Consider the following 26432-nt stretch of genomic DNA (forward strand, 5'->3'; position numbering starts at 1 on the left):
TGGGGTTCAGCGGTACTCGGCGAATGCGCCACCAAGCGGCGCCGTCGACTCCCGCAGGACAATACTCGGTGTCACGATGCGCTGGTCCACCGGCAGCTCCCGCGTGGCAATGCGGCGCAACAGCAACTCGGCGGCGGTCTCCCCCAACTGCAGGATCGACTGGCCAACCGTGGTCAAGGCCGGATAGACATAACGACTCATGAGAATGTCGTCGAAACCTATCACCGAGAGTTCGCCGGGTACGCGGATATTGCGTTCGGCCGCGGCGCGCAGCACGCCGATGCCCATCATGTCGTTGGCCGCGAAGATCGCGCTCGGCGGTTGCCCGTCGAGCAACTGCGCCGCCGCGTGATAACCGCCGGTGCTGCTGAAATCGCTTTCCAGAATGCGCCCGGCCGGCACTTCGACACCCGCCTCCTGCAATGCCTGGCGAAAGCCCGCCAGACGCATCTGCGCCACGCTGGTATCGGCCGGACCGCCAATGCAGGCAATGTCCCGATGCCCGAGCTCCAGCAGGTGCCGGGTGGCCAGGTAGGCGCCATGATGGTGATCGATGCGCACCAGGTCGGCGTTCACCCCTTCCAGGCCACGGTCGACTATCACCATCGGCGTGCGCACCCCGGCCAGCCCCTCGGCCAGGCCACGATCACCGCCCGCCGAAGTCACGATCAGCCCGTCGATGCGCTTCTCCAGCAATACCCGCAGGTAGTTGCGCTGCTTGTCCGGGTTGTCATCGGAATTGCAGAGGATCACGCAGTAACCATTGCGCTCACAGTAATCCTCGATACCCCGCGCCAGCTCGGCGAAATAGGGGTTGAGGCTGTTGGGCACCAACAGGCCGATGGTCGCGGTGGTCTTGGCCTTCAGGGAGCGGGCCACGGCACTGGGCACATAGTCGAGGCTCTTGATCGCCGCCTCGACCTTGCGCCGCACCTCTTCGCTGACCGGACGTGTCTTGTTCAGTACATGGGACACCGTGGTGTAGGAAATCCCCGCCAGCGCTGCCACATCCTTGATTGTTGCCATGAATCAAACCCGCCGATTGGCGCGCTGGCTGCGATAGGTATCCAACACCACGGCAATCACTATGACTGCGCCGGTGATGATGCGCTTGGTCGGTTCGGATGCACCGATTTGCGCCAGGCCTGCAGCCAGCACGGAAATAATCAAGACGCCGAAGAAGGTGCTGATCACCGAGCCACGCCCGCCCATCAGGCTGGTGCCGCCAATCACCACCGCGGCGATGACTTGCAGCTCCAGGCCGGAGCCCGCGTTCGGGTCTGCCGCTTCCAGGCGAGAAATCTGAAACAGTGCAGCGATGCCCGCCAACAAGCCCATCAGGCTGAACACCAGGATCTTGTAGGGTTTGGGGTTGATCCCCGCCAGGCGCACCGCCTCTTCGTTGGTGCCTATGCCGATCAGGTAGCGGCCGAACACGGTGCGGGTCAGCACCGCCTGGGCCAGGAAGATAATCAGCAGGGCAATGATAAACGACGGCGAAATGCCAAAGGCAATCGGATTCGACAGCCAGGCAAAGGCATCGCCGATATAGGCCGTGCGCGAGCCGGTCATCTGGTAGGCCACGCCCCGGGCCATCTCCAGCACCCCCAGGGACACGATGAACGACGGAATGCGCCAGGCCACGGTGATCGAACCGGTGACGGTTCCCGCCAGTGCCGCACAGGCCATGCCCAGCAGCGCCGCCGGCAACACGCCCCAACCCCAGCCGAGGATCGCCACGCTGACCGTGGACGCCGCTAGGGCCAGCACCGAGCCCACGGACAGGTCGATGCCACCGATGATCAGGACGAAGGTCATGCCCACCGCCAGCACCATCAGGTCGGGAATCTGGTTGGCCAGCGTGCTGAAGGTGTCATAGGACAGAAAATGGCTGCTGAGCAGGGAGAACAGAACGATCATCCCCAGCAGCGCCCCGGCCAGCCCCAGGTAAGTGCCCAGGCCATAGTAATGACCGCTTCGCTTGCTGCTTACCGCTGCAGTTTTCATGATGCATTCCTCGGCGCCGCTTCATTGAGCAACGCATCGCGTTTTTGATAGCCGGCAAAGGCGGCGGCCAGCAGTTCGTCCTGGGTCCAGCTGTCCCGGTCGAACGTGTCGATCAGGCGCCCGGCCGAGAGCACGCCGATGCGATCACAAATCAGCATCAGCTCCCGCAGGTCGCTGGACACCACCACCAGCGCCTTGCCCTGACGGGTCAGCTCGCCCAGCAGGCCATAGATATCGAACTTGGCGCCAACATCGATGCCCCGGGTGGGCTCGTCGAACAGCAGCACCGAGCAATCACGCTCGAGCCAGCGACCGATCACCACCTTCTGCTGATTGCCGCCGGACAGCTCGGACACCAGTTGCGCCGGGCCCGAACTGCGGATGCGCATGGCTTCGATCTGACGCTGGGCGAGCAAGGTTTCGTCCTCGGACTTGACCAGGCCGCCACTGGAAATCGCCGGCATATTGCCCAAGGCGATATTGGCGCTGATCGACTGGGTCAGCAGCAGCCCCTCGCCCTTGCGATCCTCGGTGATCAGGGCAATGCCATTGGCCACCGCATCCACCGGCGAAGCAATGCTCACCGTGCGGGCCGGCGAACCCAGGGCAATGCTGCCGCTGTCGGCGACATCGGCACCGAAAATCAGCCGCAACAGCTCGGTGCGCCCCGCGCCGATCAGCCCGGAGATGCCGAAGATCTCGCCGCTGCGCACCTCGAACGACACATCACGGACCTTGTCCGCGCGACTGAGGTTGCTCACAGTCAGCGCCGGCGCGCCGATCTTGCGCTCGCCCAGGTCGATATGCTCGCCCAGTTCACGGCCAACCATCAGGTTCACCAGCTGCTCGCTGTTGTAATTGGCCATAGGCTCGACACACACCAGGCAACCGTCACGCAGCACGGCAATGCGCTGAGCCACCCGGGCCAGTTCTTCCAGGCGATGGGAGATGTAGATGATCGACACCCCACGGGCCTGCAGGCGGGTGATCTGCTCGAAGAGCATCTCCACCTCGCGGGAGGTGAGCATGGCGGTCGGCTCATCGAGTATCAGCACATGACAATCGCCGATCAGGTTGCGGGCGATCTCCACCATCTGCTGATGGCCGATGCCCAGCTCGCCCACCAGGGTATCGGGGTCGATGGCATCCAGACCGACCTGGGCCATGGCCTCGATCGCCGCCTTGCGCAGTTGCTTGCGGCTGATCCAGCCACCGCTGCTGGGCAGGTTGTCGAGGAACAGGTTCTCGGCCACCGACAGGGTCGGCAGCAGATTGAGTTCCTGCATGACCATGCGGATGCCCAGGTCTTCGGCCTGGGTCCGGCTGCCGGGGCGGTAGTCCTGGCCATTGAACTGCATATGGCCGGTGGTGGGGCTGACCAGGCCGCCGATGATCTTCGACAAGGTGCTCTTGCCGGCGCCGTTTTCCCCGGTCAGGGCCAGCACCTCCCCACGCAACAGCGTCAGGTCGATGTCGCTCAATACGGGTTGCGCATAGGTCTTGCCGATACCGCTGACCGAGAGGACAGCGTTCGCAGCGGAAACTGACATAGGAAACTCTCCATGCGCTCGCCTGTGCAGGCGAGCGCCGTTGTGCCGCCGTAATGACTACTGGGTGACCAGCTCAACCGGAGTTTCGATCACGCCATTGGCGCTGCTGTCGACCTTCTCGCCCTTGATGATCTTCAGCGCGGTCTCGATGCCGAACACCGCCTGCTTGGCGGCGAACTGGTCGGCGGTGGCCAGCACTCGGCCGTCCTTGAGCATCGGCTTGATGGCGTTGATGTTGTCATAGCCCACCACCTTCACCTTGCCTGCCTTGCCGGCCGCCCGTACCGCGGAAACCGCGCCCACCGCCATGCTGTCGTTGCCGGCCAGCAGCGCCTTGAGGTTCGGGTATTCGCTGAGCATGGCCGAAGCTACACGGTTGCCGGCATCGATCTCCCAGTCACCGGACTGCAGCGACACGACCTTGATCTGCGCGGCGTCCATTGCATCCTTGAAGCCTGCGGTGCGTTGCTGCGCGTTGGTGGTGGTGGACACCCCTTCGATGATCCCCACTTCGTCACCGGCCTTGAGTTGCTTGGCCAGGTATTCACCCACCAGGCGCGCGCCCTTGCGGTTGTCCGGGCCTACGAATGGCACGCTGATGTTCTTGCTTTTCAGCACGCCAGGGTCGAGCTGGTTGTCGATGTTGATCACAGTGATCCCGGCATCCACCGCCTTCTTGATCACCGGCACCATGGCCTTGGAGTCGGCGGGCGCAATCACCAGGGCGTTGACCTTGGAGACGATCATCTGCTCGACGATGCGGATCTGGTTGGCCGTATCGGTTTCGTCCTTGATGCCGTTGGACACCAGATCGAAATCGGCGGAGTGCTCTTTCTGGTAAGCCTTGGCGCCATCTTCCATGGTCAGGAAGAACTCGTTGGCCAGGGATTTCATCACCAGGGCGACCTTGGGTTTTTGCGCGGTATCGGCCAGGGCCGAGGAGAGAGGAAGCGCGGCGGATGCGGCAGCCAGAACGGCAACAGCGAGTAAACGTCCAGCGAATGGCAGCTTCATGGATTCACTCCGATCTTATGATTATTGTGAGCAGCGAACGTGCGATGAGGCGGTTGCCGATAGCGCCGGGCGATCCGCGTCGTGCCTGGGAAAGATAGACGATTGTCGCCTTCCAAGGGTCGCGCAAACGTTTGCGTAAAACGAACTATGCGAAGCTCGCCTACGTTTGTCAACGCCAATCAGAGATCGGAAAAGAAGCTGGGCCGACCGCGAAAGCCGGCGACCAGAACGCCAAAGCCGCCCGGCGGCAAGCGCCGGGCAGAGGTGCTCAGACGGTGGTGCTGAGCAGGTTGCCCGCGCCCGAAGAGGTTTCCTTTTCCAATTCCTTCACCAGGTTGCCGGACACTTCCGCCAGCGCTCCAGCGGTATTGGAAATCTGCCCTTGAATGGCCATGACCGCGGTCTGCTTGGCTTCCGGGCTCGAGTAGTTCGCAGCCTGGGCCGCAGCCATTTGCTGCTGTTGCTCCTTGAGCTGCGCCTGCAATTCCTTCATGCGCTTGAGCAGCATCTGTACGACGATGCTATGGGTGCTCTTGGCTTCCTGCTCCGAATCATCGGACCCCGATTTTTCCGCCTGCTTGCCGGAACCGACCCTGAGGGTGCCGGACTCATCGGTCCCCAGTGCCTCCGAAGCCTGTTCGGCCGTGGCGCTACTCAAGGCATCGATGGTCGCCGGGGATTTGCCATTGATCAAGATGGTTGGTGATCCTGAAAATCCGACTGACAGTGACATGTGAGTTCCCTATTGAAAAAGTCCTGAATAGGCCATCGACCGCATCCGGGCATTCTTTAACCTCTCTGTAAATGCTCAACCCCGAGGCTTGGAGAGGGTTCTATCGGATTGCCGAACGGCCAGGCGCGAAATGTTCGGAAAGCCGGACGCAGGCTTTTCGCCCGCCATTAATAAATGAAATAAAATTGATATAAATCAGTAACTTAAAATACTTAGGCGACCAAGGTAGCGCTGGTACAGATCCTGCTCCATCCCCACTGCCCCGCCGCATACAGATCTGCGGCCGGGGTGTTTCTAGATGAACCTGCATCAGCACCGTCTCACTACTAGAGAGCAAATAATGAAATCTGCCTTCAAATCCTTCGCTCCGGGCGCCTTGGCCCTCCTCCTGCTTCTACCTGCAGCGCTGCAGGCCAAAGAGGCTGAAACCCAACAGAAACTCTCCAACGTCGTGGTCCTCGCCACCGGCGGCACCATTGCCGGTGCCGGCGCCAGCGCGGCCAACAGCGCCACCTATCAAGCCGCCAAGGTCGGCATCGAACAACTGATCGCCGGCATCCCCGAGCTGAGCCAACTGGCCAATGTTCGTGGCGAGCAGGTGATGCAGATCGCCTCGGAAAGCATCACCAACGAAAACCTCCTGCAACTGGGCCGCCGCGTCGCCGAACTGGCCGACAGCAAGGACGTCGATGGCATCGTGATCACCCACGGCACCGACACCCTGGAAGAAACCGCCTACTTCCTCAACCTGGTGGAAAAGACCGACAAGCCAATCGTGGTGGTCGGCTCCATGCGCCCAGGTACCGCAATGTCGGCTGACGGCATGCTCAACCTGTACAACGCGGTGGCCGTGGCCGGCAGCAAGAACGCCCGGGGCAAAGGCGTTCTGGTGACCATGAACGACGAGATCCAGTCGGGTCGTGATGTCAGCAAGATGATCAATATCAAGACCGAAGCCTTCAAGAGCCCATGGGGCCCGCTGGGCATGGTGGTGGAAGGCAAATCCTACTGGTTCCGCCTGCCCGCCAAGCGCCACACCATGGATTCGGAATTCGACATCAAGAACATCAAGAGCCTGCCTGACGTAGAAATCGCCTACGGCTACGGCAATGTCGGCGACACCGCCTACAAGGCCCTGGCCCAAGGCGGCGCCAAAGCTATCATCCACGCCGGCACCGGCAACGGTTCGGTGTCTTCCCGCGTAGTGCCGGCCCTGCAGGAACTGCGTAAGAATGGCGTGCAGATCATTCGTTCTTCCCACGTCAACGCCGGCGGTTTCGTACTGCGCAACGCCGAACAGCCTGACGACAAGTACGACTGGGTTGTGGCTCACGACCTGAACCCGCAGAAAGCCCGGATCCTGGCCATGGTCGCCCTGACCAAGACTCAGGACAGCAAAGAACTGCAACGCATGTTCTGGGAATACTGATGCACCCCGCTCGACCGGCCCCGGTCGAGCACCCTCCGCCACTCGCCCACTCGGGCGGGTGGCCCAGGCTCCAATGCCTTCTTTTCCCCTCCATACAGTAAAAAATCTCTGCGCCTTGTGAGACAAACTCGCAAAACGTGGTCAGAGGAACTTCTTGAATTCTAAGCAGTTGCGAAATGTCCTACAGTTAAATACTGTATGCACGTACAGCTTATTAAGGATTGTTCCGTGGCCACGACCCAAACGCCCCTCAGCTCCTACGAACGCCTGGGCATACGCATCCAGAAAATCATCAACTCCCCCACCGCACAGAAAGCCAAGGCCGCACTGATTTTCCGTCTCGCCGATGAACCCCAGGACGAATGGGAGCAACTGCTGGAGGAAATCGCCGAAAACGACAACGTCACCCTCGCTTATCGCGACGATGGCGGCGTGCAGATTTTCTGGGTCGTGCCGAAGGAAGACTGAGTTGATAAGTGTTCGTTGTTTTACCGCATTACTGCTGTTCCTTGCCTGCACCGCCCACGCCGACGCCCCTCGCACCTTCAACGAAGCCAAGAAGGTGGCCTGGAAGCTCTACGCCCCGCAGTCCACCGAGTTCTATTGCGGCTGCAAATACACCGGTAACCGGGTGAACCTGGCAGCTTGCGGCTATGTGCCGCGCAAGAACGCCAAGCGCGCGGAACGCATCGAGTGGGAACACATAGTGCCGGCCTGGCAGATCGGCCACCAACGCCAGTGCTGGCAACAAGGCGGGCGCAAGAACTGCACGCGCAGCGATACGACCTACCAGCGCGCTGAAGCCGATTTGCACAATCTGGTACCGAGCATTGGCGAAGTGAATGGCGATCGCAGCAACTTCAGTTTCGGCTGGTTGCCGGAGCAATCGGGACAATATGGCTCATGCCTGACCCAGGTGGACTTCAAGGCCAAGAAAGTCATGCCCCGCCCTTCGATCCGCGGCATGATCGCTCGCACCTACTTCTACATGAGCCAGCAGTACGGGCTGCAGCTGTCGAAACAGGATCGACAATTGTTCGAAGCCTGGAACAAGACCTACCCGGTGCAGGACTGGGAACGCCAACGCAACCAGAGCGTGGCCTGCGTGATGGGGCACGGCAACCCATTCGTCGGCGCGGTCAACCTCAAGAGCTGCGGCTGAACCAAGGGCGCCCGCAAGCTGCGGGCGCCACTGCCGGCTTTCGCCACAGGCTTATTCCGCGCCCGGGTGCTGGATAACCGTGACATCGATATTGCGCATCTTGGCCTTGGCCAGTTTCTCGATCACCTCGGCCTTCTTGGCGTCGGCCTCGGCCTGGGAAGCAAATGGCCCCACCAACACCCGCTGCTTGCCGTCCAGGGTCACCACCCTGGAAATAACCCCGTGCTCGATCAGCCAACCGGTCAGATCGCTCACTGCCTGGGGCAACTCGCTGCCCACCAGCACATCCCACTGCGCTGCGGTGGTGGCCTGAGCCGGTTGAACCTGGGTTACAGCCGCGCTCTTACCGGCCTCGGCCCGCTTGCCTTCGCCACAACCCGCCAAGGCCAATACGGCCATCATCATCGCTACTGTGCGCACAACTCACCCCTAGAAAGTCTGAGGTGGCGATTTTAGCACTCGAGGCACGAGAGACTCCGTCACAAAATCGGACCGAAACAGGAAGAATGAAATTTATTGGCTCTGTATAGTTGCGCCTGGGGAATTAATAGATTGCCTGCGCGTCAGAAAGAGGCATCCACTGCGTGGAACTTCGCACTAATCTATATCTATACCTAAGACCGATCTCTGCACTGTTTAAATCTGGTGCCCTACCAAGCTATCAAGGAGAAGATCATGCTGATACTCACCCGCAAAGTCGGTGAAAGCATAAATATCGGTGATGACATTACGATCACCATTCTCGGCGTCAGCGGCCAACAGGTTCGCATTGGCATCAATGCACCCAAAGACGTTGCAGTACACCGTGAGGAAATCTATCAACGAATCCAGGCCGGACTCACTGCCCCGGACAAACGCGAAACCCCTTGAACAGCATGAGCACCCGCCCTTTGCCCTTGCACAAAGGCTGGCGCGGCGCGCCTTTTGTGAGCCTTGAGCCTTTCTCCATAAACCGCTTGCCGGTCCCGAGCAGATCGCGACTATTGCAGACGCCCAGCCACTTTCCCCAGCTCCATCCTTGATCCTCGCCCGTCCTCGGACGGCGAATCCGATCACTGATTCCCCCTGCGCGACGCCGCACTCTTGCAGGCGTCGCACCGGGAATCAGCCTTCCACCAGCGACCTTGCGCCAATATTCTGGTTAAAGCGCAACAGATAGCCATCCGGGTCCTGCACCAGCAGATTCAACTGACCGCGCAACCGCTCGTCCTGCCGATACCAGCACTCCTGGATTTCTCGGCGCAGGGCGATCCCGGCCTGGGCCAGAGCAGCGGCCAGCCGGTGAATGTCAGGACACTCGATGGACAGGTTCATGCCACGACCAAAAGGCGCCTGCAGGGGGCCGACACGCCATGCCGAGTCCTCCTCGTCGTCCTGCTCCAGCATCAACTGGCTGCCGTGAAAGGAGAGAAAGGCAAACAACTGTTCCGGGCGCTCATACTCCACCTGGAAGCCCAGGGTATCGCGATAGAAAGTCAGGCTGCGCTGCAGATCCGTAACCAGCAGCTCCGGCACCAGCTTGTTCATTTGCAACATCGTCAGCATCCATTGCCCATTGTTCGAGCCGCGAGCCTACTCCCAAGTCGAACCCGAGTGCAGCAGCGCTTACCAATGATTACAAATGCTCCCAGGTCACCCCTCGCGCCATGCCACTGGCCGCCACCACCATCAGCAGCACCAGCAACCCCTGGAGATGACTGATGCCAGCGAACAGCCGAGCCCTCCCGGTATCCAGTGCCTTGCCACGGACCTGCGCAATCCGCCATTTGATCAGGGTCAGCATGGGCAGCACTTCCAGCAACAGAATGCTGATGAACAAGGCCATCTTCAGCTGGAACAACGGTTGCTGCAGGTAATAGTCCGTACCCTTCTCGTAGCCGGCGAACGCCCTCATCCAGCCGCTGACCAGCAGCACCAGAGCCGACACGCCCCAAAGATTGTCGGCCCATAGCGCCGCCCTGGGCAGCGCGGTGCCGTCGGCCAAACGGCGCAATGCCGTGCCACGGGCCAGCACCGCGGCGAAAGCACCGGCAAACGCCAGCAAATGCACCGCCGCCAACATCCAATGCATCAACATTGTCTCGCCTCCAGTTGCTCGAGCGACAGATTCGCGCAGCTGATTAATAGCTCATGTCCCGGGCCTACGCCTGGACCATCACAGCAAAAAAAACGGCCCGCATGCGGATCGGCAAGATCCGTGCGGGCCGTCGGGTCATTCAATCCAGCAATGACCCGCAAGGTTCAACCATGGCGCTCCAGCAGCACCTTGCTCCACAAGGTGAAGGCCGCCGTTGGGGTCCAGGCCGGATTGGAGGTGTGCTCCTGCAGGCACAGGTACCTGTTGCCTTCGTAGCTCACCCCATCGCCCTTGAGATAGCGCTGGCTGGTGCTCCACTCAGGGAAGCTTGGATCGACCACACCGCCTGTGGTCCTGGCACTCAGGCTGCGGCTGGGCAACGACTCACGCCCCTGGGTATCAGTGGCCGTGACGAAGTAGCTGTACTGGGTATCGGCGCTCAAGCCCTGATCCTCGATGTTCGGAGTGGGCGTGCGAGCCACCGCATTGCCGTCCCGATACAAGGTGTAGAACTCCACCGGGCGCACTCCACCGGCAACACCCCAGCCCAGACTGATGCTGTTGCGACTGCTGCCCAGCAGCTGCAGGTTGCCCGGTGCGCCAGGGCGCTCCGGTTCGCCGACCTCACCGTGGATCAGCGGCGCATAACGGTTACGGAACTCCCAGTTGTAGTGCACGCCCTGGCGATTGATTCCGGCATCCCAGTTCACCGACCAGGTCATCAAGCCCTTGATCCCATGGCCCGCACCCTGCAAGCGCTTGAACGCATTGTTCAGCGCCGCCGGGTCGATGACATAGCCGGTGGCAGCGGCATCGACGTTGCTCGGCAGGCCGATCACCAGCTTGTCCGCGGCAATCCGGGTGAAGCCCCGGGTACCCGAGGCCAGGCTATCGCTCAGGTAGAAGAGGAAGTCCTCCTTCATCTGATCGTTGTTCTGGGCGATCCAGGCGCCCGCGCCGCCATTGGCCTCCTGTACCCAGAGCCCATCGCCGCCCTGGTTGTAATACTGCGGCGCGATAAAGTCGTAGTAGCCCTCCAAAGCCTGCAGATAGGCCACGTACTTGCCATTGCTGGTCAGGTACGGGAACTCCGGCGCCATGCTGATGATGAAATGCTTGCCCTGGCCGGCGTAATGATCCTTCACCAGCTTCAAGGCCGCCGGCAGCACGCTCTTGTTGTCGGCAAAGTCGATGGCGCTCTGCTCCAGGTCGATATCCAGGCCATCGAAGCCGTAGGTTTCCACCAGACGGATGATTTCATTGGCCAGGGGCTGCTCGCTGCCCTTGTGCAACTCGATATGCGCATCGGCGCCCCCCAGGGAAATCAGCACCGCCCGCCCCTGGCTGTTGAGCACCCCGACCTGACGCCGGAATTCGGCATCCGACAGGTTGTAGGGCTTGAACGTGGGAATGCCGTTGCCCTTCATAAAGGCCACCGCCACCACGTTGTACTCCTTGGGCACATCCACCAGGTTGAGGTTGGCGAACTGGCCGCGCTGGTAGCCGTCGGCCGGGCCGGCGGCCCAGTTGTGCCAGAAACCCATGAGGATCTTCTTGCCGGCAATGCTCGGCATCAAGGATGCGGCATCCGCGGCTTGAGTATTGATCGACGTGAAATCGATTTTGTCCATGTTCTATTCCTTCAGAACCATTAAACACTGTTGTAAAACTGCGACTTACTTGAAGTCCAGATCGAAAGCCTGATAGAAACCATTACCGGTATTGGCCACATTCCAGATCAACACCACTACATGGTGGCCCTTCTTGTTCTTTGGCAGCACCACTTCATGGTCGGTCTTGGCTTTCAACACCGAACCAAACTTGTCGTATGGAACTTCAGTATAGAAGTCCTGATAAAACGCCTTGGGCTCCAGTTGTGCACGACTGATACGCTGCTGCGGGTCCCAGCCATCTTTGGTGATGAACCAACTGTAGCCACGGGTCACGTGCGGTGCGGTATATACCCATTGCACCCGGAACACCTGGCCTGGGTCGACACTCACCAGCGGCCAGTTGAACGGACGCTTGAGTTTCTTCGACATTTCCTCGTTGGTGAAGTTGATGCAGTCACGCTCATCAACCTTGCCGCCGCTGAGAATATGGCCATCGGCGGGTGGCGCAAAGCTTGGCACATCGCTGTCGTAGGGCTTCGGGAACGGTCCGGCGGCCAACGCCGGGAAGTTTTTCCCGCCTTCCATTTCGTTTACCTGCCAGGTAGCCAGCACTCCCAGTTCCACGGCGACCGAGCCGCGACTGGAAGGCGAAACAACACGACCGTGTTTGAGTTGAGCTTGTGGGTTGTTCATATCTTTCACTCCATTGATTAATTAACGCTCGCTGTTTTGTCGAGCACTTGTAACTTAGCGCACTTTTTTCGACTTTTTTCATCGAGTTAAAAATTAACCAACCGGAACAATTTACAAAACTTCGCGCCAGCCCTATTAAACCCTGAACTTTCTTATTTGCACTGACAATTCAAAGAGTCAATGTATTACAAGCTTTTCTATGCGCGAATCGGCTATTTTCGCAAATAAACAAGATCCAGCCGTGCAACTAGTTGAAAAGCCCGCCGCCAGAAAAAACAAAACCCGGCCAAGGCCGGGTCGAAGATTGAAAAGTTCAGGCTATCGCGCCATGCGCCAGAACCAACTACAGGCAAGTTGCCAAAGCCGCCAGACGCCGCTTGGTGACAGCGCCTTCCGTAGCGGCATAGAAGCTCACCAGAGTTGCCGACGCCTGCGCCTTGATATCGACAAAGCTTTCCGCGCCACGGGTGTACACGGTGTAGCCGCCACCCTTGCCGGGCTGCAGGTAGGCCGCAGCGTCGACGCCGAATACCGCCTCGTCCTGCCAGGCGAACTGCACGCACTGCGCCACCAATTGATCGGCCTTGGCCGAGGTCAGGGTCTTGTTGGGAGTTTTTGTCCGAGCTTCGTCCATGCTGGAACTCGCGCAACCGGCCACTGCCAGTGCAATCATTGCCGCCATCAAAACCCGCATGCTGCCACCTCGTCCGGAAAACCCGGGAGTATCGCTCAGGCAGCGGAAAAAAGCCTTCAGGGGCCGAGAAAAACCCTCAGGGGCCTTACCGCCGCCAATGGCAGCTGACTCCTGCCCAGAGAACCTCAGCGTCGCCGCCCCTACCGTTCATCAGCAAATCCCATTGCCAGAGCCCGGGCAAAGGATTAACCTTCGCGCCCCTTTCCACACTTTTGCCAAGGAGATCCACCATGCAACAGCTGATCACCCCTTGCAGGACGTGCCTGGTTTAAACGCTGTATCCGCTACTTAGCTAGCGTCTTCGCTTAACCCCTCGCTGCGTCCTGCCATTACCTGAATATTTTTTCCAATCAGGAATTGGACATGGACACTTGCATCCGTCATTTGTCGAACGGCGTCTCTCTGATCGCCTCCGACACCACCTGGATCGAAGACAAAGCGCTCCAGCAACTGCACACCACCGCTCAACTGCCCGGCATGCGCCAGGTTGTCGGCATGCCGGACCTGCACCCAGGCCGAGGCTATCCGGTGGGCGCGGCATTTTTTTCCACCGAGGTGATTTACCCGGCCCTGGTGGGCAACGACATCGGCTGCGGCATGGCGCTGTGGCAAACCGACCTTTCCAGCACTCGCCTCAACCTGGACAAGCTGGAACGCAAGATCGGCAACATCGACCTGCCCCTCGATGAGCAGTGGGATGAACAACGGGCAGAGCTGGCTCTGCCCGCCAACGGCCACGAACACTCGCTGGGCACCATAGGAGGCGGCAACCACTTTGCCGAGCTGCAGCAGCTCGACCAGGTCTACGACGCCAGCGCACTGCAAGCCCTGGAGCTGAATCCAAAAGCCCTGTTGCTGCTGGTGCACAGCGGCTCCCGGGGCCTGGGGGAAGCCATTCTGCGCGGCCACGTCGAGCAGCACGGGCATGCCGCCCTGGTGGTGGACAGCGCCGCCGGCACCCAGTACCTGCAACAACACGAGCAGGCCCTGCGCTTTGCCGAAGCCAACCGACAACTGATTGCCGAACGCCTGCTGCACAACCTGCGGGCCAAGGGCAGCTGCGTGCTGGACATCAACCACAACCTGGTGTCTGCGGCGAACATCGATGGCACGGCAGGCTGGCTGCATCGCAAGGGCGCCACGCCCTCGGATCAAGGTCCAGTGGTGATACCCGGCTCCCGCGGCGACTACAGCTATCTGGTGCAACCCATTCCGGCCACTACCAGCCTGTACTCGCTGGCCCACGGCGCGGGGCGCAAATGGCTGCGCAGCGACTGCAAGGGCCGCCTGGCGGCACGCTTCAGTTTCGACCAGCTCAAGCGCACCCAACTGGGCAGCCGAGTGATCTGCGAAGACCGTGGCCTGATGTACGAAGAGGCTCCTGAAGCCTACAAGAGCATCGACAGCGTGGTCGGCAGCCTGCGTGACGCTGGACTACTGCACGTCATCGCCCGGCTCAAGCCGGTACTGACCTACAAACGCCGAGGGTGCTGCTGATGCTGTTATTGCAACTGTCCTCCGCCCAAGGGCCCAGCGAGTGCGAACTGGCGGTGACCAAGGCCCTGCGCCGACTGCATCAGGAGGCCGAGGCGCAAGGCGTGCGCCTGGACATCATCGAGCAGGTTGCCGGCTATGAACGCGGTAGCTACAAGTCGGTGCTGCTCAGCCTCGATGGCGAGCACGCCATGCAACTGGCCAGGCACTGGAGCGGAACCTTGCTGTGGACCTGCAAGAGCCCCTGCCGCCCCGACCACAAGCGCAAGAACTGGTATTTCGCCGGCCAACTGTTCGAGACCCCACAGGACAGCGTGGACGGTCAGATCCGCTTCGAAACCATGCGCGCGTCCGGCCCCGGCGGGCAACACGTCAACACCACCGACTCAGCCATACGCGCCACGCACCTGGCCAGCGGCATCAGCGTGAAAGTGCAGTCCGAACGCAGCCAGCACGACAACAAGCGCCTGGCACGCCTGTTGATCCAGCAACGGCTGGCAGAACGACAAGAGCAATCCGCGCAAGCCCAGCGCCTGCAGCGTCGCGATGCCCACCATCGGGTCGAACGCGGTAACCCGCTGCGCACCTTCAATGGCAGCGCCTTTACAGCCGTAGGCTGACTCACCCTCGAAGGAAGCCGCGCCATACCGCGGCTTCCACTATCAACCAAGGCATTCCCTGGATTAGCGAGTCACTCACTTGAAACTTCAGGACCGCCAAAACAAAAAAGGGGTTCACCTTTCGGTGAACCCCTTCTAGACCGCCCAGCAGAGCGGATTTTGTTTGGTAGGCGCGATTGGACTCGAACCAACGACCCCCACCATGTCAAGGTGGTGCTCTAACCAACTGAGCTACGTGCCTGCTGTGAGGCGGCATTCTACGGAATTCCAAAGGGGTGTCAACACCTTTTTTGCAGCTAAGCCTATGAATATGCGAATTTTTTAATTTTGTGCCTGTGAAGAAGTTTTTCCCCGTCTGGCAGCCCTTTTGCAACTCAGGTAGCATCGACGCGGTCGTAAAATATATTAAACACACGAGGTCGCAGGATGGCGCATATTCCCTACCCAGAGTCTTACTACGCGGCTTCCGCCAATGCGGCCCCCGAACGCCTACCACTGGAAGGCGAGGTTGAAACCGATGTGTGCGTGATAGGTGCGGGCTACACCGGCCTGTCCAGCGCCCTGTTTCTGCTGGAGCACGGTTTTCGTGTCACCGTGCTGGAAGCCGCCAAGGTCGGTTTCGGCGCCTCCGGGCGCAATGGCGGGCAGATCGTCAACAGCTACAGCCGCGATATCGATGTGATCGAACGCAGTGTTGGCCCCAAGCAGGCACAGTTGCTCGGGCAGATGGCCTTCGAGGGCGGCAAGATCATCCGCGAGCGCGTGGCCAAGTACCAGATCCAATGCGACCTGAAGGACGGCGGCGTGTTCGCTGCCCTGACCAGCAAGCAGATGGGCCACCTGGAGTCGCAGAAACGCCTGTGGGAGCGCTATGGCCACTCTCAACTGGAACTGCTGGACGAGCGACGGATTCGCGAGATCGTGGCCTGCGATCAATACAAGGGCGGCATGCTCGACATGAGCGGCGGCCATATCCACCCACTGAACCTGGCCCTGGGCGAAGCAGCGGCCGTGGAGTCCCTGGGCGGCACCCTCTACGAACAATCCCCAGCCGTGCGCATCGAGCGCGGCGCTAATCCCGTGGTGCATACGCCACAGGGTAAAGTGCGCGCCAAGTTCATCATCGTTGCCGGCAACGCCTACCTGGGCAACCTGGTCCCGGAGCTGGCCGCCAAGTCCATGCCCTGCGGCACCCAGGTGATCACCACCGAACCCCTGGGCGACGAATTGGCCGCCAGCCTGCTGCCACAGGACTACTGCGTGGAGGACTGCAACTACCTGCTGGACTACTACCGCCTTTCCGGCGACAAGCGCCTGATCTTCGGCGGTGGCGTGGTATATGGCGCCCGCGACCCGGCCAACATCGAAGCGATCATCCGTCCGAAGATGCTCAAGGCCTTCCCACAGCTGCAGAACGTGAAGATCGACTACGCCTGGACCGGCAACTTCCTACTGACGCTGTCGCGCCTTCCCCAGGTAGGTCGCCTGGGAGACAACATCTACTACTCCCAGGGCTGCAGCGGCCACGGCGTGACCTACACCCACCTGGCCGGCAAGCTGCTGGCCGAGGCCCTGCGCGGCCAGGCAGAGCGCTTTGACGCCTTTGCCGACCTACCCCACTACCCTTTCCCCGGCGGCCAACTGCTACGCACGCCATTCACCGCCCTGGGCGCCTGGTACTACAGCCTGCGAGACAAGCTGGGCTTCTGACCAGGTGCTTTTTCAAGCACAAAAAAACCGCCTCACAGGCGGTTTTTTCATGATCGATCAGCGCATTCAAAAAACCCCGACGGATTTCAAGAACGGCAGAAACAAAAAACCCCGGTCTTTCGACCAGGGTCTTTGCTATCTATACAAAACAGGCCTTAGGCCTACTTCGCTGTTTCAAGGCGTTCAGTGGTCCTTGAAACTGATATGGCGCAGCGGACGGGACTCGAACCCGCGACCCCCGGCGTGACAGGCCGGTATTCTAACCGACTGAACTACCGCTGCGTATCGCTTGGACTTGCGTCCAGTAACTCGTCTGATCGAAGTACCTTAGGGCTTCCGATCTCAAACCAGGCGAACCTGACTTGTAAAATATGGCGCAGCGGACGGGACTCGAACCCGCGACCCCCGGCGTGACAGGCCGGTATTCTAACCGACTGAACTACCGCTGCGCGTCGGTTGGAGGCTTCCGTGGAAGCTTCCGTCTTTCTTGCGAAAGACACTCAGGAAGTGGTGGGTGATGACGGGATCGAACCGCCGACCCTCTGCTTGTAAGGCAGATGCTCTCCCGGCTGAGCTAATCACCCTTTGCTTCGCTGAGGCCGCGAAATTTACGCAGCTAGCGATGCTAAGTCAATAGCAGGATTGAAGTTTTTTCAAAAACAGCTGCAAGCGCATAGCTGCAAGCCACAAGAAAAACCACTGACACCCTGCCGCTTACCGCTTACCGCTGAAAGCTTGAAGCTTGATCTGCCTTACGGCTGATAAATCATTTTCTTGCTCATGCCACCGTCCACCACGAACTCCTGGCCGGTGACGAACCCTGAACTGCGCGACAGCAGCCAGGCCACCATCGACGCCACATCCTCCACCGTACCCACCCGCCCTGCCGGATGCTGCGCGTGGTCGGTATCGGACAGAGGCTCGGCACGCCGTACCGCGGGATCACGGGCATCGATCCAGCCGGGGCTCACCGCATTCACGCGAATTTCCGGCCCAAGGCTGATCGCCAAGGCATGGGTCAAGGCCAGCAGGCCACCCTTGCTGGCCGCATAGGCCTCGCTGTCCGGTTCAGACTGGCGAGCCCGGGTCGACGCCAGGTTGACGATGGAACCGCCATGAGCGCGCAGATAGGGCGCACAATGCTTGGCCAGCAACATCGGCCCACCCAGGTTCACCGCCATTACACGATTCCAGTACGTCAGGCTCAGGCTTTCCAGGGTGATATTGTGCGGATCGGCCACCGCTGCATTGCACACCAGCGCATCCAGGCGCCCGAACTGCCCCAGCACCTCGGCCACGCCCTGGGCCACCTGCTGCTCATCGGCCACGTCCATGGCGATGAACCAGGCATTGCTCCCCAGAACCTTGGCCACCCTGGAGCCACGCTCGCGATCCAGGTCGGTCAACACCACCTGCCAGCCTTCGCTGAGCAGCCAGGCCGCAATACCCAGGCCAATGCCCCGCGCCGCGCCGGTCACCAGCGCGACACGTCCATTGCCACCGCCCTGGGGCGTGGACAACTCGATCACAAGGCAGCCAGACCGCGAGCCAGATCGGCTTGCAGGTCAAGCACATCCTCCAGGCCCACGGCAATCCGGATCAGGCTGTCGCGAATCCCCGCAGCCTCGCGCTCCTGGGGAGCCAGGCGGCCATGGGAAGTGGTGCTCGGATGGGTGATGGTGGTCTTGCTGTCACCCAGATTGGCGGTGATCGAGATCAGTCGAGTGGCATCGATAAAGCGCCAGGCGCCCTCCTTGCCACCCTTGACCTCGAAACTCACCACTGCACCGAAACCCCGCTGCTGACGCTTGGCCAACTCGTGTTGCGGGTGACTGGCAAGGCCTGCGTAATGCACTTTCTCAACGCCATCCTGCTGCTCCAGCCATTCGGCCAGGGCCAAGGCATTGGCGCAGTGGGCGCGCATGCGCAGGCTCAGGGTTTCCAGGCCCTTGAGGAAGATCCAGGCATTGAAGGGGCTCAGGGTCGGGCCTGCGGTACGCAGGAACCCCACCACTTCCTTCATCTGCTCGCTGCGCCCGGCCACCACCCCGCCCATGCAACGACCCTGGCCGTCGATGAACTTGGTTGCCGAATGCACCACCACGTCCGCCCCCAGCTTCAGCGGCTGTTGCAGCGCCGGGGTGCAGAAGCAGTTGTCGACCACCAGCATCGCGCCCTTGGCGTGAGCCACTTCGGCCAGGGCGGCAATGTCCACCAGCTCGGCCAACGGGTTGGACGGCGACTCGACGAACAGCAATTTGGTATTGCCCTTGATCGCCGCATCCCAGCCGGACAGGTCCGCCAGGGGCACGTAATCGACTTCCACGCCAAAGCGCTTGAAGTACTTCTCGAACAGACTGATGGTCGAGCCGAACACGCTGCGCGACACCAGCACATGATCGCCAGCGCTGCACAGGCTCATCACCACCGAGAGAATGGCCGCCATGCCGGTGGCCGTGGCCACCGCCTGCTCCGCCCCTTCCAGTGCGGCAATGCGCTCTTCGAAGGAACGCACCGTGGGGTTGGTGTAGCGCGAATAGACGTTGCCCGGCACCTCGCCGGCGAAGCGCGCCGCCGCATCAGCGGCGGTGCGGAACACATAGCTGGAGGTGAAGAACATCGGATCACCGTGCTCGCCTTCCGGCGAACGGTGCTGACCGGCGCGCACCGCCAGGGTATCGAACGCTACGCCTTCAAGGTCGCTGTCCAGCCGACCGGCATCCCAATCCTGACTCATGCCGCCTACTCCTAATGCCTGTTCAAATGCTCTGGATCAGTTGTTGTACAGATCGATGATGGCGCTCACCGCCTGAGTCTTGACCTTGGACGCGTCGTTACGAGCGTTCTCGATCTTGTTCAGGTAGGCCTCGTCGACGTCGCCGGTGACGTACTTGCCGTCGAACACCGCGCAGTCGAAGTTCTCGATCTTGATCTTGCCGCCACCCACGGCCTCGATCAGGTCCGGCAGGTCCTGATAGATCAGCCAGTCGGCGCCGATCAGGTCCGCCACGTCCTGGGTCGAACGATTGTGCGCGATCAACTCGTGAGCGCTCGGCATGTCGATGCCATACACGTTCGGGTAGCGCACGGCCGGGGCCGCGGAGCAGAAGTAGACATTCTTGGCGCCGGCTTCGCGGGCCATCTGGATGATCTGCTTGCAGGTGGTGCCGCGCACGATGGAGTCGTCCACCAGCATCACGTTCTTGCCGCGGAATTCCAGCTCGATGGCATTGAGCTTCTGGCGTACGGATTTTTTCCGCGCAGCCTGGCCCGGCATGATGAAGGTGCGACCGATATAGCGGTTCTTCACGAAGCCTTCGCGGAACTTCACACCCAGGTGGTTGGCCAGCTCCAGGGCGGCGGTGCGGCTGGTGTCGGGAATCGGGATCACCACGTCGATATCGTGCTCGGGACGCTCACGCAGGATCTTCTCTGCCAGCTTCTCGCCCATGCGCAGACGCGCCTTGTACACCGAAACGCCGTCGATGATCGAATCCGGGCGCGCCAGGTAGACGTGCTCGAAGATGCACGGAGTGAGCTGCGGGTTGGTGGCGCACTGACGGGTATAGAGCTTGCCCTCTTCAGTGATGTACACCGCTTCACCCGGAGCCAGGTCGCGAATCAGGGTGAAGCCCAACACATCCAGGGAAACGCTTTCCGAAGCGATCATGTACTCCACGCCTTCGTCGGTATGACGCTGGCCGAAGACGATCGGACGAATACCGTGCGGATCACGGAAACCGACGATGCCGTAGCCGGTGATCATCGCCACCACCGCATAACCGCCAACGCAGCGGTTGTGCACGTCGGTCACCGCGGCAAACACGTCTTCCTCGGTAGGCTGCAGCTTGCCGCGCTGGGCCAGCTCGTGGGCAAACACGTTGAGCAGCACTTCAGAGTCGGAGCTGGTGTTGACGTGGCGCAGGTCGGACTCGTAGATCTCCTTGGCCAACTGCTCGACATTGGTCAGATTGCCGTTGTGCGCCAGGGTGATGCCGTACGGCGAGTTGACGTAGAACGGCTGGGCCTCGGCCGAGGTCGAGCTGCCCGCGGTCGGATAACGCACATGACCGATGCCCATGTGACCGACCAGGCGCTGCATGTGCCGCTGCTGGAACACGTCACGCACCAGACCATTGTCCTTGCGCAGGAATAACCGGCCATCGTGGCTGGTCACAATACCGGCAGCGTCCTGGCCGCGGTGCTGGAGCACGGTTAGCGCGTCATACAGCGCCTGATTGACGTTCGACTTACCGACGATACCGACGATGCCACACATGCGACGCAACCCCTACTTAATGAAACTGAACTGAACCCATCTTACTGAGGCGTTTTGGCCGGTAAGAGGTGCTCCTTGAACGGTATGTCAGCGGGTACGCTGATACCGCTGGCCAGCCACTGACTGCTCCACCCCAGAAAGAGGTTCTTGGACCAGTCTGCAACCAATAGAAATTGTGGCACCAGTCGCGACTGCTGCCACCAGGAATCCTGCTGCACCGGCCCCAGGCTCAAGAGCCCGACCGCCACGACCACCAGCAACGCGCCACGCGCCGCGCCGAAGGCCATGCCGAGGAATCGATCGGTCCCGGAGAGGCCGGTGACGCGAATCAATTCGCCGATCAGATAGTTGATCATTGCCCCCACCAGCAAGGTGGCGACAAACATGATTGCGCAGCCCGCGATCACGCGAGCCGAAGGAGTTTCGATGTAGGCGCCGAGGTACTCGGACAATGAGCCGCCGAACATCCAGGCTACGGCTCCGGCGATGATCCAGGTAAGCAGCGACAAGGCTTCCTTGACGAAACCACGGCTCAAGCTGATCAAAGCGGAGATGGCGATTATTGCAACGATCGCCCAGTCGACCCAGGTAAATGGCACGGTGCAGCCTACAGACGGATAAGGCGGCGCATTTTAACAGAGCGCTTGGCTGTCGGTAAGCTGCGATTCACTGTGCTTTTGCAATCAGGCACTTGCCTCAGCCACGCTCAGGCTGAAAGCGCACCACGAAGCCCTTGAGGTTGTGCTGGCGACCCAGCAGGTCACGCAGGCGATCCGCCTCGGCACGCTCGATCAGCGGCCCGACAAAGACCCGGTTCTTGCCATCGGCGGAACGGATATAGGCGTTATAGCCCTGGCTGCGCAGGGTTTTCTGCAGGGATTCCGCACCCTCGCGGCTCGACAGGCTGGCCAACTGCACCGACCAGCTGACGGATAAGCCATTGGCGTCGATCCGGCTGGGACGGGTATCGGGCTTGGCACTGGCCACCGGTTGCGGTTGCGGCTGCGGCACAGGCACTGGCGTCGCCACCGGCTTGGGGGCCGGCACCGGCTTGCTGGCCACCACGGGCGCCACCACTGGCGCGATAGGCTGGGAGGGTGCAGCTTGCTGCTGAACCACCGGCTCGGCTACCGGCACCGGCTCCTGCGGCAGAACCTGCTGCTCCGGCACCACCACCGGCTCGACCTGAACCTGCGGCATCACCGACGCCTGCGGCGCGGCAGGCGCTTCCACCGTCACCTGACGCTGCTCGTCCTCACGGGAGAACAGCATCGGCAGAAAGATCACCGCCAATGCCACCAGCACCAGGGCTCCGACCATCCGCTGCTTGTAGACCTTATCCAACGTAGCCATGTGCAGCTTCCTCCGTGGAGCGCCGGGCCAGCCATTCGAGCGCCTCGGCAACACAATAAAAAGATCCGAACAGGAGGATTTCGTCATCCTCGCCGGCTTGCCCGCACTGAGCCTCCAGGGCCTCAACCACGCTGGCATAGGACGTCACGGCCGCGCCAAGGTTCTCCAGCGCGGCTTGCAGTTCCTGCACGGGACGCGCCCGAGGCGAGTCCAGGGGCGCTACCGCCCAATGCTGGACCACCGCCTGCAGGCTGGCGACCACCCCAGGCAGATCCTTGTCCGCCAACAGACCGAACACCGCCAGGCGCCGACCAGTCAGCGGACGGCGTGCCAGACGCTCGGCCAGGTACTGCGCCGCATGCGGGTTATGGCCGACATCCAGCAACAGGCTCAGGCGCTTGCCCTGCCAGCTGATCTGCCGCCGATCCAGGCGCCCGGTGACCCGGGTCTGCTGCAAGGCCGCGCGAATCTGCTCAGGCTGCCAGGGCAGACCGCTGAGCAGGTAAGCCTGCAAGGCCAGGGCGGCGTTTTCCATGGGCAGGTCCAGCAGCGGCAAATCCCGCAGCTCGACCGGATTGCCCTGGGCATCAAGGCCGCGCCACTGCCAATGCGCATCGGTAAGTGCCAGGTCGAAATCCCGGCCCCGCAGGAACAGCGGGCAACCCAGCTCCCGTGCCTTGTCCAGCAAGGGTTGCGGCGGGTTCAGGTCGCCGCACAGCGCTGGCGCGCCAGGACGGAAGATCCCGGCCTTCTCGTAAGCCACCGATTCCCGGGTATCCCCCAGGTACTCGATATGGTCGACGCCGATGCTGGTGACCAATGCCAGGTCGGCATCCACCAGGTTGACTGCATCCAGGCGCCCGCCCAAGCCGACTTCCAGCACCACCGCATCCAGATTGGCCCGCTGGAACAGCCAGAAAGCCGCCAGGGTGCCCATCTCGAAATAGGTCAGGGAAGTGTCGCCGCGACCGGCCTCCACCGCGGCGAAGGCTTCGCACAGCTGCGAGTCGGAAGCCTCGACGCCATCGATTTGCACCCGCTCGTTGTAGCGCAGCAGGTGCGGCGAACTGTAGACCCCCACCTGCAGGCCCTGGGCCCGCAGCAGCGAGGCGACAAAGGCACAGGTAGAGCCCTTGCCGTTGGTACCGGTAACCGTGATCACCCGGGGCGCCGGCTTGCCCAGCCCCATCCGGGCCACTACCTGTTGCGAGCGCTCCAGCCCCATGTCGATGGCCGAAGGGTGCAACTGCTCAAGGTAGGCGAGCCATTCGCCCAGGGTGCGCTGGGTCATAGGTTGGCTGGAGCCGGTGGCACCACGATCGGCTCGACGGGCGCAGCCACGAACTCCGGCGTCGGCAGGCCCATCATCTGCGCCAGCAGGTTGCCCAGGCGTGGGCGCAATTCCTGACGGGAGATGATCATGTCGATGGCGCCGTGCTCCAGCAGGAACTCGCTGCGCTGGAAGCCTTCAGGCAGTTTTTCCCGCACGGTCTGCTCGATCACCCGCGGGCCGGCGAAGCCCACCAGGGCCTTGGGCTCTGCAACAATCACATCGCCGAGCATCGCCAGGCTGGCGGAAACACCCCCGTAGACCGGATCGGTCAGCACCGAGATAAACGGAATGCCTTCTTCACGCAGACGCGCCAGCACGGCGGAAGTCTTGGCCATCTGCATCAGGGAGATCAGCGCTTCCTGCATCCGCGCACCACCGGAGGCAGCGAAGCAGACCATCGGGCAGCGGTTTTCCAGGGCATGGTTGGCGGCGCGGACAAAGCGCTCGCCGACGATGGCGCCCATGGAGCCGCCCATAAAGGAGAACTCGAAGGCCGAAACCACGATCGGCATGCCCAGCAGGGTGCCGCTCATGGAGATCAGCGCGTCTTTCTCGCCGGTCTGCTTCTGCGCCGCGCTGAGGCGGTCCTTGTACTTCTTGCCGTCACGGAACTTCAGGCGGTCCACCGGCTCCAGGTCGGCACCCAGCTCAACCCGGCCTTCGGCATCGAGGAAAATGTCGATACGGGCCCGCGCGCCGATGCGCATGTGGTGGTCGCACTTGGGGCAAACGTCCAGGGTCTTTTCCAGCTCCGGACGATAGAGCACCGCCTCGCAGGACGGGCACTTGTGCCAAAGACCTTCAGGCACCGAGCTTTTCTTCACCTCGGAACGCATGATCGAAGGGATCAGTTTGTCTACTAACCAGTTGCTCATGCTTTCTTTCTCCAGTACCGGCGGCCCGAACACTGTGGTTCAGAGCCCCGCGTATGCCCTTGAGCTAAATTCATGTGTGCGGCGATGAACCCTTCGCTGCCGCGGTCAGCACCTGGCTCGACCTGCCTGCAACGAAGCTTCCCTCAGCCATCCCGACAACCCGCAATAGAGCGGTTGCCAATCGATTTCGACCCCGCCTGAAAGCGACGCCTGCCTGTTTTGTACAGTGGTGTTATGGACGGCGGCAGATTGCCAACCGTCACATCGACTCATTGCTGTGACGCACCGCCCGCATAAATGCCTGGATCTTCTCCGGGTCCTTGATGCCCTTGCTCTGCTCCACGCCGCCGCTGACATCCACCGCATAAGGACGAACTTGGGCAATGGCCTGGGCCACGTTCTGCGCCGACAGGCCACCCGCAAGAATGATCGGTTTGCTCAGGCCCTGCGGTACCAGGGACCAGTCGAAGGCCTCACCGGTTCCCCCGGGCACGCCCTCGACATAGGTGTCGAGCAAGATTCCGCTGGCCCCTGGATAAGCCCTGCAGGCCGCGGCGATATCGTCCCCGGCCTTGACCCGCAGCGCCTTGATGTAAGGACGGTGATAGCCCTCGCAATCCGCCGCCGTTTCATCACCGTGAAACTGCAGCAGGTCCAGCGGCACGGCATCGAGGATTTCCCCCAGCTCGCAACGACTGGCATTGACGAACAGCCCGACCGTGGTCACGAACGGCGGCAAGGCGGCGATGATCGCCCGCGCCTGCTGCACCGTCACCGCTCGCGGGCTCTTGGCGTAGAACACCAGCCCGATGGCATCGGCCCCTGCCGCCACCGCCGCCAACGCATCCTCGATGCGGGTAATACCGCAAATCTTGCTGCGAACAGCTGGCATATCGTTTGAACCCCAGGGGCAAATTCGGAAAGTTCCGGATGGTAGCAAATGCTTTTCCGGGCGTCAGCCGTCCAGGCCCGAGAAACCCGTGAGGAAATGTGGCCCGATAAATCGTTCGGGCAATGGGAACTCATCCTTGTATTCGACCTGTACCAGGTACAGCCCGAAAGGATGGGCGGTGACCCCGCCGGTGCGGCGGATGCGGCTTTCCAGCACTTCCCGCGCCCACTCCACCGGACGCTCGCCAGCACCGATGGTCATCAGTACACCGGCAATGTTGCGCACCATGTGATGCAGGAAAGCGCTGGCACGAATATCCAGGACGATCATCTTGCCGTGACGGGTGACCCGCAGGTGATGGATCTCCTTGATCGGCGACTTGGCCTGGCACTGCCCCGCCCGGAAGGCGCTGAAATCATGGGTGCCCACCAGGAACGCCGCCGCCTGGGCCATGCGCTCGACATCCAGCGGCCGATGATTCCAGGTGACCTCTTCATTGAGATGGGCCGGACGGATCTGATCGTTGTAGATCACATAGCGATAGCGCCGGGCGATTGCCTTGAAACGCGCATGAAAATCCGCCGGCATCTCCTGGGCCCAGCTGACGCTGATGTCGTGGGGCAGATTGATATTGGCCCCCATGACCCAGGCCTTCATCGAGCGCACCGCCTGGGTGTCGAAATGCACCACCTGGCCGCAGGCATGCACACCGGCATCGGTACGCCCCGCACAGGACAGGGTGATGGGTGAATCCGCCACTCGCGACAACGCCTGCTCCAGGGTGGCCTGGACACTGGGCACGCCAGAGGCCTGACGCTGCCAGCCGCGATAGCGCGAGCCTTTGTATTCAACACCCAGAGCGATTCGGGAAAAGCCTGCGGCCGCCATTTCGGCGGCCGGGTTA

General features: G+C 61.3%; 27 protein-coding genes and 4 tRNA genes. 7 read left to right on the forward strand and 24 right to left on the reverse strand.

Annotation, left to right across the window (positions count from 1 at the left end; all coding sequences use genetic code 11):
• Positions 1 to 6: 6 nt before the first annotated feature.
• From J4P02_RS09790 to J4P02_RS09810, 5 genes are all read right to left on the reverse strand, one after another.
• The gene (locus tag J4P02_RS09790; RefSeq protein WP_426189558.1) at positions 7 to 1026 is read right to left on the reverse strand and encodes a LacI family DNA-binding transcriptional regulator; all 1020 of its coding nucleotides are present in this window, start codon (positions 1024 to 1026) and stop codon (positions 7 to 9) included.
• 3 nt (positions 1027 to 1029) lie between these two features.
• Positions 1030 to 2007, reverse strand: a complete 978-nt coding sequence (locus tag J4P02_RS09795) for an ABC transporter permease (RefSeq protein ID WP_426189560.1) — start codon at positions 2005 to 2007, stop codon at positions 1030 to 1032.
• Positions 2004 to 3557: a sugar ABC transporter ATP-binding protein gene (locus tag J4P02_RS09800; RefSeq protein ID WP_426189562.1), complete on the reverse strand. Its 1554-nt coding sequence runs from the start codon at positions 3555 to 3557 to the stop codon at positions 2004 to 2006. The genes J4P02_RS09795 and J4P02_RS09800 overlap by 4 nt, the downstream gene beginning before the upstream one ends.
• Before the next feature lie 57 nt (positions 3558 to 3614).
• Positions 3615 to 4571 (reverse strand): sugar ABC transporter substrate-binding protein, encoded by a 957-nt coding sequence (locus J4P02_RS09805; RefSeq protein ID WP_426189564.1) that lies wholly within the window; start codon positions 4569 to 4571, stop codon positions 3615 to 3617.
• Between the two features lie 268 nt (positions 4572 to 4839).
• Positions 4840 to 5304 carry a hypothetical protein gene (locus J4P02_RS09810; protein ID WP_426189566.1) on the reverse strand — a complete coding sequence of 155 codons (465 nt, stop codon included), beginning with the start codon at positions 5302 to 5304 and terminating at the stop codon, positions 4840 to 4842.
• A gap of 340 nt (positions 5305 to 5644) precedes the next feature.
• Here J4P02_RS09810 and J4P02_RS09815 point away from each other — a divergent pair, with 340 nt between their 5' ends.
• The 3 genes from J4P02_RS09815 to J4P02_RS09825 all read left to right on the forward strand — a co-directional run bounded on the left by J4P02_RS09815 (position 5645) and on the right by J4P02_RS09825 (position 7895).
• A complete protein-coding gene (locus tag J4P02_RS09815; protein ID WP_426189568.1) occupies positions 5645 to 6733 on the forward strand; it encodes an asparaginase in 1089 nt (362 codons plus the stop codon).
• Between the two features lie 198 nt (positions 6734 to 6931).
• Positions 6932 to 7201, forward strand: a complete 270-nt coding sequence (locus J4P02_RS09820; RefSeq protein ID WP_426189570.1) for a DUF1654 domain-containing protein — start codon at positions 6932 to 6934, stop codon at positions 7199 to 7201.
• 4 nt (positions 7202 to 7205) lie between these two features.
• A complete protein-coding gene (locus J4P02_RS09825; protein ID WP_426189976.1) occupies positions 7206 to 7895 on the forward strand; it encodes an endonuclease in 690 nt (229 codons plus the stop codon).
• Between the two features lie 51 nt (positions 7896 to 7946).
• Here the strand turns inward: J4P02_RS09825 and J4P02_RS09830 are convergent, their stop codons facing one another.
• Positions 7947 to 8300: an SPOR domain-containing protein gene (locus J4P02_RS09830; protein WP_426189978.1), complete on the reverse strand. Its 354-nt coding sequence runs from the start codon at positions 8298 to 8300 to the stop codon at positions 7947 to 7949.
• A gap of 270 nt (positions 8301 to 8570) precedes the next feature.
• Here J4P02_RS09830 and csrA point away from each other — a divergent pair, with 270 nt between their 5' ends.
• On the forward strand, positions 8571 to 8765 hold the full coding sequence (csrA, locus tag J4P02_RS09835; protein ID WP_007920550.1) for a carbon storage regulator CsrA: 195 nt from the start codon (positions 8571 to 8573) through the stop codon (positions 8763 to 8765).
• A 234-nt stretch (positions 8766 to 8999) separates the two neighbouring features.
• Here csrA and J4P02_RS09840 read toward each other — a convergent pair whose 3' ends face one another.
• The 5 genes from J4P02_RS09840 to J4P02_RS09860 form a co-directional block, all read right to left on the reverse strand.
• Complete coding sequence (locus J4P02_RS09840) at positions 9000 to 9431, reverse strand: VOC family protein (RefSeq protein WP_426189573.1); 432 nt, start codon at positions 9429 to 9431, stop codon at positions 9000 to 9002.
• A gap of 79 nt (positions 9432 to 9510) precedes the next feature.
• On the reverse strand, positions 9511 to 9972 hold the full coding sequence (locus J4P02_RS09845) for a DUF2214 family protein (RefSeq protein WP_426189575.1): 462 nt from the start codon (positions 9970 to 9972) through the stop codon (positions 9511 to 9513).
• Positions 9973 to 10136: 164 nt separating this feature from the next.
• Positions 10137 to 11603, reverse strand: a complete 1467-nt coding sequence (locus J4P02_RS09850) for a carbohydrate-binding protein (protein ID WP_426189577.1) — start codon at positions 11601 to 11603, stop codon at positions 10137 to 10139.
• Positions 11604 to 11648: 45 nt separating this feature from the next.
• A complete protein-coding gene (locus J4P02_RS09855; protein WP_426189579.1) occupies positions 11649 to 12278 on the reverse strand; it encodes a lytic polysaccharide monooxygenase auxiliary activity family 9 protein in 630 nt (209 codons plus the stop codon).
• A 343-nt stretch (positions 12279 to 12621) separates the two neighbouring features.
• Entirely contained in the window at positions 12622 to 12972 is a 351-nt protein-coding gene (locus J4P02_RS09860; RefSeq protein ID WP_426189581.1) for a hypothetical protein, read from the reverse strand.
• 363 nt (positions 12973 to 13335) lie between these two features.
• Here J4P02_RS09860 and J4P02_RS09865 point away from each other — a divergent pair, with 363 nt between their 5' ends.
• Positions 13336 to 14469 carry an RNA ligase RtcB family protein gene (locus J4P02_RS09865; protein ID WP_426189583.1) on the forward strand — a complete coding sequence of 378 codons (1134 nt, stop codon included), beginning with the start codon at positions 13336 to 13338 and terminating at the stop codon, positions 14467 to 14469.
• The gene (gene prfH, locus J4P02_RS09870; RefSeq protein WP_426189585.1) at positions 14469 to 15086 is read left to right on the forward strand and encodes a peptide chain release factor H; all 618 of its coding nucleotides are present in this window, start codon (positions 14469 to 14471) and stop codon (positions 15084 to 15086) included. Before J4P02_RS09865 ends, prfH begins: the two co-directional genes overlap by 1 nt.
• 164 nt (positions 15087 to 15250) lie before the next feature.
• Here the strand turns inward: prfH and J4P02_RS09875 are convergent.
• Positions 15251 to 15327 (reverse strand) — tRNA-Val (locus tag J4P02_RS09875).
• Between the two features lie 185 nt (positions 15328 to 15512).
• Here J4P02_RS09875 and J4P02_RS09880 point away from each other — a divergent pair.
• Positions 15513 to 16796 carry an NAD(P)/FAD-dependent oxidoreductase gene (locus J4P02_RS09880; RefSeq protein WP_426189587.1) on the forward strand — a complete coding sequence of 428 codons (1284 nt, stop codon included), beginning with the start codon at positions 15513 to 15515 and terminating at the stop codon, positions 16794 to 16796.
• Positions 16797 to 17001: 205 nt separating this feature from the next.
• Here J4P02_RS09880 and J4P02_RS09885 read toward each other — a convergent pair.
• The 12 genes from J4P02_RS09885 to truA all read right to left on the reverse strand — a co-directional run bounded on the left by J4P02_RS09885 (position 17002) and on the right by truA (position 26416).
• Positions 17002 to 17078: transfer RNA gene (locus J4P02_RS09885), tRNA-Asp, on the reverse strand.
• Positions 17079 to 17168: 90 nt separating this feature from the next.
• Positions 17169 to 17245, reverse strand: a tRNA-Asp gene (locus tag J4P02_RS09890).
• Between the two features lie 59 nt (positions 17246 to 17304).
• A tRNA-Val gene (locus J4P02_RS09895) sits at positions 17305 to 17380 on the reverse strand.
• Between the two features lie 168 nt (positions 17381 to 17548).
• A complete protein-coding gene (locus tag J4P02_RS09900; protein WP_426189589.1) occupies positions 17549 to 18325 on the reverse strand; it encodes an SDR family oxidoreductase in 777 nt (258 codons plus the stop codon).
• Positions 18322 to 19533 (reverse strand): O-succinylhomoserine sulfhydrylase, encoded by a 1212-nt coding sequence (locus J4P02_RS09905; RefSeq protein ID WP_426189591.1) that lies wholly within the window; start codon positions 19531 to 19533, stop codon positions 18322 to 18324. Before J4P02_RS09905 ends, J4P02_RS09900 begins: the two co-directional genes overlap by 4 nt.
• Before the next feature lie 36 nt (positions 19534 to 19569).
• Positions 19570 to 21075 carry an amidophosphoribosyltransferase gene (purF, locus tag J4P02_RS09910; protein ID WP_426189593.1) on the reverse strand — a complete coding sequence of 502 codons (1506 nt, stop codon included), beginning with the start codon at positions 21073 to 21075 and terminating at the stop codon, positions 19570 to 19572.
• 41 nt (positions 21076 to 21116) lie between these two features.
• A complete protein-coding gene (locus J4P02_RS09915) occupies positions 21117 to 21674 on the reverse strand; it encodes a CvpA family protein (protein ID WP_426189595.1) in 558 nt (185 codons plus the stop codon).
• Positions 21675 to 21771: 97 nt separating this feature from the next.
• Entirely contained in the window at positions 21772 to 22428 is a 657-nt protein-coding gene (locus J4P02_RS09920) for an SPOR domain-containing protein (protein WP_426189597.1), read from the reverse strand.
• Positions 22412 to 23719, reverse strand: coding sequence for a bifunctional tetrahydrofolate synthase/dihydrofolate synthase (gene folC, locus J4P02_RS09925; protein WP_426189599.1), 1308 nt, complete (start codon positions 23717 to 23719; stop codon positions 22412 to 22414). The genes J4P02_RS09920 and folC overlap by 17 nt, the downstream gene beginning before the upstream one ends.
• Positions 23716 to 24636 (reverse strand): acetyl-CoA carboxylase, carboxyltransferase subunit beta, encoded by a 921-nt coding sequence (gene accD, locus J4P02_RS09930; RefSeq protein ID WP_426189601.1) that lies wholly within the window; start codon positions 24634 to 24636, stop codon positions 23716 to 23718. The genes folC and accD overlap by 4 nt, the downstream gene beginning before the upstream one ends.
• 259 nt (positions 24637 to 24895) lie before the next feature.
• Positions 24896 to 25528: a phosphoribosylanthranilate isomerase gene (locus J4P02_RS09935; protein WP_426189603.1), complete on the reverse strand. Its 633-nt coding sequence runs from the start codon at positions 25526 to 25528 to the stop codon at positions 24896 to 24898.
• A gap of 63 nt (positions 25529 to 25591) precedes the next feature.
• A complete protein-coding gene (gene truA / locus J4P02_RS09940) occupies positions 25592 to 26416 on the reverse strand; it encodes a tRNA pseudouridine(38-40) synthase TruA (RefSeq protein ID WP_426189980.1) in 825 nt (274 codons plus the stop codon).
• Between the last annotated feature and the right edge of the window lie 16 nt (positions 26417 to 26432).

It is taken from the genome of Pseudomonas sp. NFXW11 (assembly GCF_049887815.1).
Classification (GTDB): Bacteria; Pseudomonadota; Gammaproteobacteria; order Pseudomonadales; family Pseudomonadaceae; genus Aquipseudomonas.